We start from the raw sequence: 14015 nt of genomic DNA on the forward strand, positions 1-14015 counted from the left end.
GATTCGAACCGCTCGCGCCTTGTCGAGCCGGCACTTGCACCGATAAATATTTTTCATGCGGCGAGCTTACGAAATCGCTGTCGCGATGAAGTACACTCGTATGTTATGGGCGGGTGATGAGTGAGACATCATGAAACATCCGAAGTCGGACGATCCGAACGACGAAACAGAAGCCGGTCTGGGCATTGAAGCCCTTCTGGGCTGCGGCTCCGAGGGATCGGGCGAGGTCGAGGACAGCTTCCGCATCGGCGACCTCGCCCGCGAGTTCGGCGTGTCGCTGCGTACCCTGAGGTTCTACGAGGACCGGGGCCTCCTCCAGCCCGAGCGACAGGGCACCACGCGAATCTATTCCCGCCGCGACCGCATGCGCCTGCGGCTCGTTCTGACGGCCAAGCTTCTCGGCTTCTCGCTGACCGAGGCCAAGCAGATCATCGACGTCTACCACCAGCCGAACGGGGCGCGGAAGCAGCTCGAGGTCGCGCTCCAGCGCATGGCCGAGCAGAAGGTCGTGCTCCAGGACCAGAAGCGCGAGATCGACGAGTCGCTGCAGGCGATGGAGGTCGCCTTGGACTTCGTCAGCGAGCGGCTCCAGAAGCAGCTGGACGAGAAGTAGACAGGCTTCGCGAAACCGAAGGTCCGGGCGTTCGTGAAGGAATGATGAAGATTTTGCACGAATTGCCGTGCAACTTCGATGGGGGACCTATGCGTCGGGAGGGGTAGCTGCTCATATCGCGATGCAGCATATACGTCTCAGGGAGCCCGAGAAAGCAGTCCCGAGAGGTTAGCATGTTGAACGTCCGCACCGAACGTACCGGGTCCTTCCCGACGCAGATCGGCGCCACCGCCCGCCGCCCGGGAGCCGATCGCGCCCGTCCGTCCAGCCGCTTCGCCCATGGCACCGCCCGTCCGATGTATCTGGAGTCCGAGCCGACGATCCACATGATCTCGCGCCGCGGCTCGATGTTCGAGGCGAGCGCACCGCAGCGCCCCTGATCGGTGACGCGAGGCCTGCCTCGCTTTGCCATGCGAATTTGGAAGGGCTCGGCGGATCGCCGGGCCCTTCGTCGTTCGGGGGCCCGCCGCGATCCCTGCCCGGTTCGATCAGAGCGCCCCGGCGCGATTGCGGCACAGGTGCAGCGTGACCCATTCGCCGCGGCGCAGCGTCTGGCGGTGGAACAGGCCCTGGATGCGATAGGCGGACAGGACCGCGTCGCGCTGCCGGTCGAGGATCCCGGACAGGACGACGTCGCCGTCGTCGGAAAGATGGCGCGCCACCTGCGGGGCCAGCTGCGTCAGCGGCCCGGCGAGGATGTTGGCGATCACGAGGTCGAAAGGCGCCGAACGCCGGAAGGCCGGCGAGCCGAAGCCGGTCGCCGTCGCCGTCTCCACGTAGCGCGCGACGCCGTTGGCCCGCACGTTCTCGCGCGCGACCGCGATCGCGACCGGATCGATGTCGGTCGCCAGCACCGGACGGCGCGCGAGCTTGGCGAAGGCGATCGCCAGCACCGCGCTGCCCGTTCCAAGGTCCAGCGCGTTGCGCGGCCGGCGGCGCCGCACCACGGTCTCGATCATCGTCAGGCAGCCGGCCGTGGTGCCGTGATGGCCGGTGCCGAAGGCCTGTCCCGCCTCGATCTCGATCGCGAGGTCGTTGGGCAGCACCCTGTTGCGATCATGCGCCCCATGTACCAGGAAGCGCCCGGCGCGCACCGGCTTGAGCCCGGCCAGCACCTCGGCCATCCAGTCGATGTCCGGCAGGTCCTCGCGCTCCGGCTCGAGGTCGGCGAACGCCTCCCGCACGGCGTCGAGATCGACGGCGTCGGCGTCCTCGAAATAGACGGACACTTCGAAGATCTGGGCGGCCTCGTCGATCTCGGTCAGCGCGACGGGCGAGCCCTCTTCGCCGAACCGCTGGTCGAGCCGGTCGTAGAGCGCCACGGCGGGCGCGCGCTCTGAGCGCGCATGAAAACGGACCTGACCCAAGACGACCTCACCTCTCGAACATCAACCAACCGGCGGCGGGGCCGCCCCGCCCGTCACAGCGTGACGAGCCGCTCCAGCTTGCCCCGTGCGGTGTCGGGGTTCTCGCCATAGGCGATGGTGCCGACGAAGCGCCCCGCCTTGTCGAGAAGGATCACCGATGCGGTGTGATCCATCGTGTAGTCGTCGCCTTGCGGCACCTTCCTGGAATAGGCGCCGTAGCCCTTCAGCATCGCCGCGACGTCGTCCGGCTTGCCGGTGACGGCGGTGATGTCCGGCGACAAGGCGCCGACATAGGTCTTCAGGATCTCCGGCGTGTCGCGCTCGGGGTCGACCGTCACGAACACGATGCCGAGATCCTCGCCCTTCTCCTTCAGCGCCTTCTGGTAGCCCGCCAGCTCGTAGAGCGTCGTCGGGCAGACGTCGGGACAGTGGGTGAAGCCGAAGAACAGCGCGGTCGGACGACTGCGCAGCGCCGCCTCGGTGACCGGCGCGCCGTTCTGGTCGACCAGCGAGAAGCTCGTGCCGAAGGGCGCGGCGTCCGAGACCTCCTGCATCTCGGCCCGGCCGAAGGCCCAGACCAGAACGAGGAGCGCCAGCACCGCCGCCACGAGAAACCACAGCGCGTAGCGCAGCACCGGCAGTCGGCGTCGGCTGGGGCCGGGGGTCGGATCGGTCATCGCATTGCTCCTTCGATGCGGTCTCGGATACAGGAATGATCCGCCGCCTCCAAGACCGCGGCAGAACATGGGTCGAGGGCGGCATGAAGGACGGCGAGCCGGCAAGCGACGATCTGCGGTTTCGGCCGGACGAGCCGCGCATCCATCCGAGCGCGGAGCTGAAGCAGACCCGCCTCGGCCGCCACTGCGACATCGGCCCGCGCGTCGTGCTGCGCGACGTCGTGGTCGGCGACTACACCTATTTCGAGCGCGGCGGCGAAGCGACGCACGCCACGCTCGGCAAGTTCTGCTCGGTGGCGGCGCATGTGCGCGTCAACGCGCTGGAACACCCGGTCGAGCGCGTCACCACCCACAAGATCAGCTACCGGCCGAACGAGTATTTCCGCTGGCAGGGCGTCGACGAGGCGTTCCGCGAGCGTCGCCTCGCGCGCCGCGTGGAGATCGGCCACGACGTCTGGATCGGCCACGGGGCGGTGATCCTGCCCGGCGTCTCGATCGGCACCGGCGCGGTGATCGGCGCTTCGGCGGTGGTCAGCCGCGACGTCGCCCCTTACACGATCGTCGCGGGCGTTCCCGCCCGGGTCCTGCGTCCGCGCTTCGCACCCGCCATCGCGGCCGGTTTCCTGGCGCTCGCCTGGTGGGACTGGCCGAAGGAGAAGCTGTTCGAGGCCGTGGCGGACATGCAGGCGCTCTCGCCCGAGGCTTTCCTCGAACGGTGGAACTCGACCCAAAGTTGAGTTCCAACCCCTCCTCCCCCTTGCCATTCGCCCCCTTGCGATGACAAGGACACGGCATACTGCAACTTTAGGTTGGTATGGCGCGTGCCGAAGGACAGCAACGAGATCGATCTGGAGACCTGGGCAGAGCCGGACCTATCGTCGGCGCCCCTCGTGTCGCTCGTGGTCCCCTGCTTCAACGAGGCGGAGGTGCTGCCGATCTTCCTTGCGAGGATGAGGCCGATCCTGCGGGACCTGTCCGGGCTCCGCCACGAGATCGTGTTCGTCAACGACGGCAGCACCGACGGGACACTGCCCTTCCTGATCGCCGAAACAGTCCTCGATCCGGCGATCCGGGTCGTCGACCTGTCCCGTAATTTCGGCAAGGAGGCGGCGCTCTCCGCCGGGCTCGCGGAAGCCCGCGGCGACGCCGTCATTCCGTTCGACGCCGACCTGCAGGACCCGCCGGACCTCATCCCGCGCCTCGTCGAGCGGTGGCGCGAAGGGTTCGAGGTGGTGATCGCGCGGCGCGTCGACCGGTCCTGCGACGGCTTCCTGAAGCGCGAGACCGCGAACGCCTTCTATCGCCTTCACGGCCGGATGACCGACATCGACCTGCCGGAAAACGCCGGCGACTTCCGCCTGATGGACCGCCGCGTCGTCGATGCGCTGAACGCGATGCCGGAAAGCTGCCGCTTCATGAAGGGCCTCTTCGCCTGGGCCGGCTTCCGCACGGCCTCGGTCGACTATGTCCGCCAGCCGCGCGCGGCGGGGCGCAGCAAGTTCTCCGGCTGGAAGCTCTGGAATTTCGCGCTCGAGGGCATCACCAGTTTCTCGACGCTGCCTTTGCGGATCTGGACCTACGCCGGCTTCCTCGTCGCGGCCGGTGCGCTCGTCTACGCGCTCGCCGTCGCCGTGCGCACGCTGGCCTTCGGGGTCGACGTGCCGGGCTACGCGTCGCTCGCCGTCCTGATCCTCCTCTTCGGCGGCCTGCAGATGATCGGCATGGGCATGATCGGCGAGTATGTCGGCCGCATCTACATGGAATCGAAGCGACGCCCACTCTACTTCGTGCGCGCGCGCTTCGGCGGCGAGCCGACGGGCGAGCGCTCGTGACGACGATCGACCGATCGCTCCGGCGCTTTTTCGCATATGCGCTCGTCGGGGGTGCGGGCACGGCCGCGCATTACGGCCTCTTCCTCGGCCTCCTGTCGCTCCGCGCGCCCGTCCTCTTCGCCTCCTGCGCCGGCTACGTCGTCGGAGCGCTCGTGAACTACTGGCTGAACCACGCCGTCACCTTCGCATCCGAGCGTCCGCACCGCGAGGCGGCGCCCCGCTTCTTCGCCGTGGCGGCGCTCGGCCTCCTCCTCAACCTTTCGATCGTCGCGATCGCCGTCGGCTGGGCGAACTGGCCGCCTCTGCTGGCCCAGATCGCCGCCACCGCCCTCTGCCTCCTCGCCACCTACGCCCTCAACGCCCGCTGGTCGTTCGCGACGGCGATCGGCCAACCCAAGACCTGAAGGCTCATCTTGTCCGCCCTCTCCGATCCCGTCGCAAACGATCAGCGACCAGCAGAGAGCCATCCGCGCAGCGCGATCGTTCTGATGCTGGCAATGGCGCTTCCCATCGCCCTCGTTCTGGCGATGCTCGCGCTCACGCCGCTCGGCCATTGGCAGATGGATGAGCTTCTCATGATGAGGGCTTTCCGCAATCAGGGATTGCCCGCGCTCTTCAGTCGGATCACGAGTTGGAGCCCCCGCCCGCTCTCGGAGACGCTGCTCTACGCTTATTCCTCCGTCGTCCACGCGACCGGGCGGCAGTTGACGGGCACCTTTCTCCTCGGCCTTTGGAGCCTGCTGATCCTCGCCTGTCTCGCGCCGGCCGCAGTCGTCAAGACGGATGATCCCGGCGTGCGCCGCGCAGCGCTGCTGGTCGCCTTGACGGTTCTCGCCCTTTTCGTGTCCGGGCACCCGGTCGCGGAGGTCTTCTACTGGTCGCAGGCGGCTGCGGCATACATCCCTTCCATCGCGCTGATCACGGCCCCCCTGCTCTTCCTGTTGCTTGGCGGGCGTCGAAGCGATCGCATCGATGCGCTGGTCGGAGGCTGCGTCTCGCTGGCGGCGATGGCCTCGGAGGTCGGTGCTTTCTTCGCGGTCGCCTTCGGCGGGGCAGGCCTCCTGCTCTCTGTCGCCGGTCGCTGGCGCGACACAGGCGCGCCGGCGGTGCGACGCCGGGATATGATGTATCTCGTCCCGCTGCTCGCGGGCGTGTCCATCCTTTTCATGCTGGCGAACGCAAGACTCGGAAGCCAAGCCGAGATTTTCGACGCGACCATCGCGCGCCACCTCCTCCCCAGCATCGGACGGTCGCTGTCGACTTTCCCCGCCGACGCGCTGTCGATCGACCTCGGACCGTCCACCCTGCAGGGGTTCGCGCTCGGTCTCGTGTCCAGAACAGCGCTTCTCGTGCTATGCGCCCTCGCCTTTTCACGCATGTCGTCCACGAAGCAACCTGGCCAGCGCCTGGTCGTCGGCTGTTTCGCGCTCGCGGCTCTGGCGAGTGCCTTGTTCTCGCTCTTCGCTGCCTATTTCCAGTTCGGCTTGAACTGCTGCGAGCGCCATCAGACCATCCGCTCGCAACTCGTCGTCGTGGCGCTGGTCGCCATCGGTTGGTTGCTTGCACAGTCTCCATGGGTCGCGCGGCTTCGGCGTCAAGGCGTTGCCTGGATGGCAGTCGCATCAGTCGTCGCGGTGGTGGCCAGTGCCGCCCACATGCCGGCCGCGATCGCGCATGACGTTGCTCGGTATGGCGAAATCCTGCAGGCTCGCGCAGCCAACTGGCAGGACGCGGTTTCGCCCGATCCCGAAATGAAACTGCGCCTCTCGCATCGCGGCGAAATCATCGGGAGTATTTACGCCCCCGCAGGCGACTTTCGTAACGAAGACGCTACGCCTCGGCCCCTGCGTGCGATGATGCAGTATTTCGGCAAGACCCGGATCATCGCGGAATAACCTGAACAGCTCTGGAGCTTTCGAAGTTGTGATCGCCCTGCGCCCACATCGCGGGGGCGAATCCTTTCCAGCCCACAACCCGGCCTCCTATATGAGACGGCAGGATAGACGGCAGACCGGAAGGAAACGACCCGATGGGCACTTCGGCCAAGACGCGCGGCCTCGCTCTCATGAGCGTGCTGGCGCTGACCTTTTCGCTCGCGGCAGTCGACTACGCCGAGGCGCGGCGCGGCGGCAGCTTCGGCAGCCGGGGCGCACGCACCTACCAGTCCGCGCCGGCCACCAACACGGCGCCGGCCGCGGCGCCGGTCCAGCGCTCGATGACCTCGCCCAGCACGGCCGCTCCGGCGGCCGGCGCAGCCGCCGCGGCGCGTCCCGGCGCGCGCTCGGGCCTCTTCGGCGGCGGCTTCGGCGGCGCGTTGATGCGCGGTCTCGTCATCGGCGGCCTGTTCGGGCTCCTGATGGGCACGGGCTTCGGCGGTCTCGCCGGCATGCTCGGCCTTCTGGTGCAGGCACTCCTCATCGGTCTCGCCGTGTGGTTCGTGATCCGCCTGTTCCGTCGCCGCTCGGCAGGGCAGACGGCGATGGCCGGCGGGCGTCCGAACGAGGCCGGCAACCGCTCGATGTACGAGGGCCTCGGCCAACGTTCCCCGCAGGGCGGGCAGGCCGCCGGCGCGCGCGGCTATGCCGGGGCGCAGAGCGCCGCTGCAGCCACGGGCGCGGCCGGCGTCGACCAGCTGCGCATCACGGCGGCCGATCTCGACATCTTCGAGAACCGCCTCCAGACGCTGCAGGACGCGTTCAGCCGCGAGGATTACGCCGCGCTGCGCGAGATCACGACGCCGGAAGTCGCCTCCTACCTCTCCGAGGAGCTGGCGACCAACGCCTCCAAGGGCATTCGCGTTGAGGCGCGCGACGTGACGCTGCTGCAGGGCGACGTCGCGGAAAGCTGGAAGGAAGGCTCGCGCGAATACGCGACCGTCGCGATGCGCTACTCGATGGTCGAGACGGTGCGCGACCGCGAAACGGGTGCGATCCGCGAAGGCGGCGGTGCACCGGTCGAGGCTACCGAAGTCTGGACCTTCCTGCGCGACTTCAAGGACGAGTGGAAGCTCTCGGCCATCCAGGAAGCCTGATCCGCTTCAACGCCGCATGAAAAAGGCCCGCCGGTTCCCAGGAGCCGGCGGGCCTTTTTGTTCCGGTCGGCCGTCGCTCAGGCGGCGCCGCGCATCCGCGGGGTGAGAAAGGCGGCCAGCACGCGCTCGATATCCGGCGTCAGCCCGACGACGGCGGAGAGGTCGCCGAGCCGCAATGCCGCGCGGTGCTTGCAGTCGGCGCGAAAGCGCGAGGCCGGGCAGGTGCAGGCGAGGCGCACCTGTCCTCGCGCGTTCGGTATCGCCTCGATCTCGTAGGGGGTGCCGCGGCTTCCGGCGACGCGGAAGCGAAGCTGCCCGGGCGTGGTCACGCCACGCGCCGCCATGGCCCGCGCGGCGACCCCGCCCGTGCGCGGCGCGGCATCCGCCGTCACCGGGCGCGCGAGCCCCATCGTGGCGGCGAGGTCCCTGACGTCCGACGCGCCGGCCTCGCGCACGCCTTCGAGCGCGATCGCCGCGCAGGCGTAAGCGTCCTCCCCCGCGTCGTGGTGGCGGAACCCGATGCCGAATTTCGTCGCCAGCGCCGAGAGCTTGCGGCTCGGCTCGTCCGGCCAGAGCCTGCGCGCCATGGAGACCGTGCAGAACGAGCGGAACGCCGGCAGGCCGAGCTCGAACCGCGCGGCGGACCGCTTCAGGACGTTCATGTCGAACGAGGCGTTGTGCGCCAGCACCAGCGCGCCGTCGAAGACGTCGGAGATTTCGTCCCACACGTCAGGGAAGCTCGGCGCATCCATCACGTCCTCCGGCCGGATGCCGTGGACGCGGATGTTGCCCCAGTCGAAGCGCATCTCCGGCGGCCGGATCAGCGTGTGGAAGCGCCGCGTGATCCGGTCACCCTCCACGAAGGCGAGGCCGATCGCACAGGCGCTGTCGGGGCTCTGGTTGGCGGTCTCGAAATCGAGGGCGACGACGGTCATGGCATTCCGGGCGGCAAGGGATGCCCGGTTGAATCAGGCTTCCCCGATCAGCGCAAGCCAGTCGTCCTCGGAGATCACCTTGACGCCGTGCTTCTGGGCGTCGGTCAATTTGGAGCCGGCACCGGGTCCGGCGACCACGAGGTCGGTCTTCTTCGACACCGAACCGGACACCTTCGCCCCCAGCATCTCCGCCCGCTCCTTGGCCTCGGCGCGTGTCATCTTCTCCAAGGTGCCGGTGAAAACCACCGTCTTGCCGTTGACGGGCGAGGACGCCGGCGGCGGCGCCGCCCGCTCGTTGGTGGTCGAGACGCCGGCCTTCAGAAGCGCCTCGACCGCCTCTCGGTTGTGCGGCTCGGAGAAGAAATGGATCAGCGACAGGGTCGCAACCGTTCCGATGTCGCTGTCGCGCGTCAGCCGGAGGAACGCCTCGCCCGGACCGCCCGCCTTGGCACGGCGGAGCGCCTGTGCGAACCCGTTGCCGTCCTCGCCGTAGCGCTCGCGCAAGACGACGCGCTGGTTCGCCTTGAGGCCGAGATCCGCGTCGCGCAGTGGCTTCCAGTCGGGATCGGCGAGCCTGGCGTCGTCGACAGCCATCAATCGTTCGAACGTCGTGCCGCCGATGGTGCGCAGCGCGCTGAGTTCGGCCCAGTCCTCGCCCGGCTGCCCGTCGCGCGCGGCGTCGATGCCCGCGATCAGCGCGGGCACATCGTCGAAATGCCGAGCCAGCGCCTTGGCGGAGCTTTCTCCGATCTCCGGGATGCCGAGCGCGAAGATGAAGCGGTCGAGCGACACGGTCTTCCGGGCCTCGATCGCGGCGAGGAGATTGTCGATCGCCTTGGAGGTTTCGGCTTTCTTCGCGGGTTTGGCCGGTTCGGCCTTTCCCTCCGCCTGCCGGCGGGCCTCGGAGAGCGCCCGTCGCCGCGCCTCGATCGCCTCGCGCAACGGCTCGAACTCGAGCCGGAAGATGTCCGCCGGCTGGCGCAGGAGGCCGGCGTCGAACAGCTCCTCGACGAAGGTCTCGCCTAGCCCCTCGATATCGAAGGCGTTGCGCGAGACGAAATGCTTCAGCCCCTCCTTGGCTTGGGCGGGACACGTCATCGCCGCCGTGCAACGACGCACGGAGTCCAGCCGCCCCGTGCGCGGGTTGATCTCGCGCTCGGCCTTCGAGCCGCAGATCGGGCAATGGTCGGGATAGCGGAAGGGCTCCGCACTCGCCGGCCGCTTCTCGATCACGACGTCGACCACCTGCGGGATCACGTCGCCCGCGCGCTGGATCACCACCGTGTCGCCGATGCGCACATCGCGCCCGCCGCGGATCGGCTGGCCGTCGGCATCGCGCCCGGCGACGTAATCCTCGTTGTGCAGCGTCACGTTGGAGACGACGACGCCGCCGACCGTCACCGGCGTCAGCTTGGCGAGCGGGGCGAGCTTGCCGGTGCGCCCGACATTGATGACGATCTCCTCGACCGTCGTCGTCGCCTGCTCGGCCGAGAACTTGTGCGCGATGGCCCAGCGCGGCGCGCGCGAGACGAAGCCGAGCTCGCGCTGCTGGTCGAGGTCGTCCACCTTGTAGACCACGCCGTCGATGTCGTAGCCGAGCCCCGCGCGCGCCGCCTCGATGCGCCGGTAATGCTCGATGAGGCCGTCAACCGTGTCGAGCCGCCGCATTAGCGGTTCGCCCTGCCCGAACTGCGGCACGGTGTTGGTCTGGAAGCCCATCTCCTGAAGTGCCGCGACGACGGCGCTCTGCGTCTCGCCCGGCAGCTCGCTCGTCTCGCCCCACGCATAGGCGAAGAAGCGCAGCGGCCGCGATTTCGTGACCTTGGGGTCCTTCTGGCGCAGCGACCCGGCCGCGGCGTTGCGCGGGTTGGCGAACTGGCGCGCGGCCTTCGCCCCTTCCCCCTCGCCCGCCTCGGCGACGAGCCGGGCATTGAGGGCGGCGAAGTCGGCATGGGTCATGTAGACCTCGCCGCGCACCTCGAAGACGTCGGGCGCAAAGCCCTTCAGCCGATCCGGGATGTCGTCCAGCGTGCGCGCGTTGGCGGTCACGTCCTCGCCCACCTGCCCATCGCCGCGCGTCGCGGCCGAGACGAGCCGGCCCTTCTCGTAGCGCAGCGACAGCGACAGTCCGTCGATCTTGGGCTCGGCGGTGATGGCGAGCCGGGCGTCGTCGCCGAGCCCCAGAAACCGCCGCACGCGCCGCGCGAAGTCGGCGACGTCCTCGTCGGAGAAGGCGTTGTCGAGCGAGAGCATCGGCACGGCGTGCCGGATCTTGGCGAACTTTGCCGAGGGCGCGGCGCCGACTTTTCGCGCGGGCGAGTCGCTACGCACGAGATCGGGGAAACGCGCCTCGAGTGCGGCATTGCGCTTGCGCAGGGCGTCGTACTCGGCGTCGGTGACGGTCGGCGCGTCGTCCTCGTAGTATCGCCGGTCATGCTCGGCCATTTCCCGCGCCAGCTGCTCGAGCTCGGCCGCGGCCTCATCGGGGGTCATCGCATCGAGGGCGGGACGGTCGGACATGGGCGGGCTCGACTGGAACGGGGACGCTGAGGCGGGTACACCGATTCTGGGGCGGTCCGCGCGAAAATCCCGTATCCGCAGCCGGCTGTCAGCCGGGATGCCCGATCAACCGAGCCGCCGCCGCGCGGGCCTCGTCGGTCACGATATCGCCGGCCAGCATCCGCGCGATCTCCTCGCGCCGCGCCGAGACGTCGATCGTCGCGACCCGCGTCGAGAGGCGCTCGTCGCCCGGCACGGTCTCCGCCTTCGAGATCAGGAGATGCGTCGTCGCCCGCGCCGCGACCTGCGGCGCATGGGTCACCGACAGGACCTGCACGCGCGAGGCGAGGCGCGCGAGGCGCCGACCGATCGCATCCGCCACCGCGCCGCCGACACCCGTGTCGATCTCGTCGAACACCAGCGTCGGCGCCGAGCCGCGATCGGCGAGCACGACCTTCAGGGCCAGGAGAAAGCGCGACAGCTCGCCGCCGGAGGCGACCTTCATCATCGGGCCGGCGCGCGTGCCGGGATTGGTGCGCACCCAGAACTCGGCCGTGTCGATGCCGGCGCCGGTGCGGGCCGAGGGGTCGGTCGCGATCTCGACGATGAAGGCGGCGCGTTCGAGCTTCATGTCGGGCAACTCGCCCATCACGGCCTCTTCCAGATGCCGCTTGGTCTCGTGGCGCTTGACCGAAAGATCGGCCGCGAGTCGGTCGAAGGTGTCGCGACGCGCGACGACGTCCGCCTCCAGATGGCCGAGCCGCTCCTCGCCGGCATCGAGCTCGGCGAGATCGCCCACCATCTTCGCCGTCAGGTCGGCGAGATCGTCCACCGGCACGTTGTACTTGCGGCCCGCCGCGCGCAGCGCGAAGAGGCGCTCCTCGCATTTCTCCAGCGCGCGCGGGTCGAACTCCAGCGTGCGCAGCGCGCCCTGCAGGCTCATCTGCGCATCCGACAGAGCGTCGAGCCCGGCCTCCAGCCGCTCGATCGCCTCGTCGAGCAGGCCCGGTAGCTCGTCCTTCTTGCGATCCAGCCGCCGCAGGAGGCTGCCGAGGCCCGGGATCGGCGACGCCGGACCCGACAGTTCCTCGTGCGCGTCGTTGACGTCGGTCGCGATCTTCTCGGAGCGCATCATCCGTTGGCGCTCTTCGGCGAGTTGCTCCTCCTCGCCGGCGATCGGCGACAGTTCGGACAGTTCCTCCACCGAGGCGCGGAGATAGTCGGCCTCGCGGGCGGCGGCCTCGACGCGGGCGCGGTGCCGGTTGAGTTCGCCTTCGGCCTTGCGCCAGTCGTCGAAGGCGCGCGCGACGGCCATCGCCTCCAGCGTCAGGCCGCCATACTCGTCGAGAAGCAGCCGGTGCGCTTCCGGGTCGACCAGCGCGCGGTCGTCGTGCTGGCCATGGATCTCGACCAGCGTCGCGCCCACCTCCTTCATCAGCCCGACGCTCGACGGCCGATCGTTGATGAAGACGCGCGTGCGCCCGTCGGCGCTCTGGACACGGCGCAGGATCAGGTCGCCGTCGTCGTCGAAGCCGTTGTCGGTGAGGAGGCGCCGGGCCGGATGGGCGGCCGGCAGGTCGAAGACGGCCGAGACCTCGCCCTGTTTCGAGCCGTGCCGCACCAGCCCGCCGTCGCCGCGCCCGCCGAGCGCGAGCGACAGGGCGTCGAGCAGGATCGACTTGCCGGCGCCGGTCTCGCCGGTGAGCACGGACAGACCGTCGTTCAACGCGAGGTCGAGCCGGTCGATGAGGACGATATCGCGGATCGAAAGGTGAACAAGCATGCGCGAGAAGGGCTAGACCGGCTGGGGAAGAATGGCAATCGGCAGCGCCGAAGATATGAAGGCACGCCGCTGAAGAGAAGGGCGGACGGCCCGCACGGCGCACGCCGGAAACGAAAAAAGGCCGGGCGAAGCCGGCCTTTCCTCGCATCATGCATCGGCGATCAGCTGCGCGCGGGCGGCGGCAGCACGGTCGCGTCGGCCTGCGCCCGCGTCGTCGAGGGCGTGCGGTCCGCACCGGTGATAAGACGCGTCGCGTTGGAGAACCACGAGGTCGCGCCGCCGCTGCGCGGCTCCAAACCCTTGCTCTGAAGCAGAGCGTAGGAGTCGCGATACCACTCGGATTCGGGGAAGTTCTGCCCGAGCACGGAGGCCGACGCCTGCGCTTCCTGGGTCAGGCCCATCGCGTAGTAGGTTTCGGTCAGGCGCGCGAGCGCCTCCTCGACGTGGCGGGTGCCCGGATAGGTGTCGACGACGTTCTTGAAGCGGTTGATTGCGGCGATGTATTCGCGGCGCTCCTGATAGTAGCGCCCGACCTGCATCTCCTTGCCGGCGAGCTGGTCGCGGGCGATGCGCAGCTTGGTGCGGGCGTCCTCGGCATATTCCGAGTCGGGATAGCGGTCGACGACCTCCTGCATCGCCTGTACGGCGCGCGCGGTGTCGGTCTGGTCGCGCGTCACGTCCGGCATTTGGCGGTAGTAGGACAGGCCGATGATGTACTGCGCGTAGGCCGCGTCCTGCGATCCCGGATAGAGCGACAGGTAACGGCGCGACGAGGCGATCGCCTCGTCGTAGTCGCCGGTGCGGTAGCTCGCGAAGGCGCGCATCACCAGCGCCTTGCGGGCGAATTCCGAATAGGGATGCTGGCGGTCGATCGCCTCGAACTTGGCGGCGGCTTCCTTCAGCCGGCCGTTCTCGAGATTGGCGAGGCCTTGATTGTAGAGCGCATCGGCTGGCTCGGTCTGCGACGCGAGCGCCAGTGCGTCTATATCGTTGTCCTTCGAGGACATGCACCCCGAGAGAAGAAGGCCCGACGCGGCGACGGCCAGTGCCATCGGCACGACCGGAAAGCGGCCGGACAGCGGCATCTTGATTCCCATCGAACTGGTTCCCCCTGGCTTCCCCGGACCGGCATGAACGGACCGGGCGGGACATCTTCCTAGCCAACGTCCCGCATCGCGACAACGCTTCACGACAGGCCAAGGCGCCTTTTTTAAGACTTTCGGGACGTTTCGGACGTTTCCGCCCTCCCCCTCGGCGCGAGGCGTGCCGGCCGTGGCC

General features: G+C 68.8%; 13 protein-coding genes. 7 read left to right on the forward strand and 6 right to left on the reverse strand.

Annotated features, from left to right (window positions below; all coding sequences use genetic code 11):
• Positions 1-130 precede the first annotated feature (130 nt).
• Together ASF65_RS09960 and ASF65_RS09965 are read left to right on the forward strand one after the other, a co-directional pair.
• The gene (locus ASF65_RS09960; protein WP_082505382.1) at positions 131-613 is read left to right on the forward strand and encodes a MerR family DNA-binding transcriptional regulator; all 483 of its coding nucleotides are present in this window, start codon (positions 131-133) and stop codon (positions 611-613) included.
• Between the two features lie 173 nt (positions 614-786).
• Entirely contained in the window at positions 787-993 is a 207-nt protein-coding gene (locus ASF65_RS09965; protein WP_055888443.1) for a hypothetical protein, read from the forward strand.
• A 108-nt stretch (positions 994-1101) separates the two neighbouring features.
• Here the strand turns inward: ASF65_RS09965 and ASF65_RS09970 are convergent, their stop codons facing one another.
• A complete protein-coding gene (locus tag ASF65_RS09970) occupies positions 1102-1980 on the reverse strand; it encodes a 50S ribosomal protein L11 methyltransferase (RefSeq protein WP_055888445.1) in 879 nt (292 codons plus the stop codon).
• Positions 1981-2033: 53 nt separating this feature from the next.
• On the reverse strand, positions 2034-2657 hold the full coding sequence (locus ASF65_RS09975; RefSeq protein ID WP_055888447.1) for an SCO family protein: 624 nt from the start codon (positions 2655-2657) through the stop codon (positions 2034-2036).
• Positions 2658-2740: 83 nt separating this feature from the next.
• On the opposite strand from ASF65_RS09975, the gene ASF65_RS09980 reads away from it, so the two are divergent.
• The 5 genes from ASF65_RS09980 to ASF65_RS10000 all read left to right on the forward strand — a co-directional run bounded on the left by ASF65_RS09980 (position 2741) and on the right by ASF65_RS10000 (position 7520).
• On the forward strand, positions 2741-3394 hold the full coding sequence (locus tag ASF65_RS09980; protein ID WP_156369266.1) for an antibiotic acetyltransferase: 654 nt from the start codon (positions 2741-2743) through the stop codon (positions 3392-3394).
• Between the two features lie 84 nt (positions 3395-3478).
• The gene (locus tag ASF65_RS09985) at positions 3479-4489 is read left to right on the forward strand and encodes a glycosyltransferase family 2 protein (protein WP_055888451.1); all 1011 of its coding nucleotides are present in this window, start codon (positions 3479-3481) and stop codon (positions 4487-4489) included.
• Positions 4486-4893, forward strand: a complete 408-nt coding sequence (locus ASF65_RS09990) for a GtrA family protein (protein WP_055888453.1) — start codon at positions 4486-4488, stop codon at positions 4891-4893. The genes ASF65_RS09985 and ASF65_RS09990 overlap by 4 nt, the downstream gene beginning before the upstream one ends.
• 9 nt (positions 4894-4902) lie before the next feature.
• A complete protein-coding gene (locus ASF65_RS09995; RefSeq protein ID WP_156369241.1) occupies positions 4903-6384 on the forward strand; it encodes a hypothetical protein in 1482 nt (493 codons plus the stop codon).
• A 134-nt stretch (positions 6385-6518) separates the two neighbouring features.
• Positions 6519-7520 (forward strand): TIM44-like domain-containing protein, encoded by a 1002-nt coding sequence (locus ASF65_RS10000; RefSeq protein WP_055888457.1) that lies wholly within the window; start codon positions 6519-6521, stop codon positions 7518-7520.
• Between the two features lie 77 nt (positions 7521-7597).
• Here ASF65_RS10000 and ASF65_RS10005 read toward each other — a convergent pair whose 3' ends face one another.
• The 4 genes from ASF65_RS10005 to ASF65_RS10020 form a co-directional block, all read right to left on the reverse strand.
• Entirely contained in the window at positions 7598-8455 is an 858-nt protein-coding gene (locus tag ASF65_RS10005; protein ID WP_055888459.1) for a 3'-5' exonuclease, read from the reverse strand.
• Between the two features lie 33 nt (positions 8456-8488).
• Positions 8489-10975 (reverse strand): NAD-dependent DNA ligase LigA, encoded by a 2487-nt coding sequence (gene ligA / locus ASF65_RS10010; RefSeq protein ID WP_055888461.1) that lies wholly within the window; start codon positions 10973-10975, stop codon positions 8489-8491.
• A gap of 88 nt (positions 10976-11063) precedes the next feature.
• On the reverse strand, positions 11064-12737 hold the full coding sequence (gene recN / locus ASF65_RS10015; RefSeq protein WP_055888463.1) for a DNA repair protein RecN: 1674 nt from the start codon (positions 12735-12737) through the stop codon (positions 11064-11066).
• A gap of 161 nt (positions 12738-12898) precedes the next feature.
• Positions 12899-13834, reverse strand: coding sequence for an outer membrane protein assembly factor BamD (locus ASF65_RS10020; protein ID WP_055888464.1), 936 nt, complete (start codon positions 13832-13834; stop codon positions 12899-12901).
• Positions 13835-14015 lie beyond the last annotated feature (181 nt).

The organism is Aureimonas sp. Leaf324 (assembly GCF_001423245.1).
Lineage (GTDB): Bacteria > Pseudomonadota > Alphaproteobacteria > Rhizobiales > Rhizobiaceae > Aureimonas.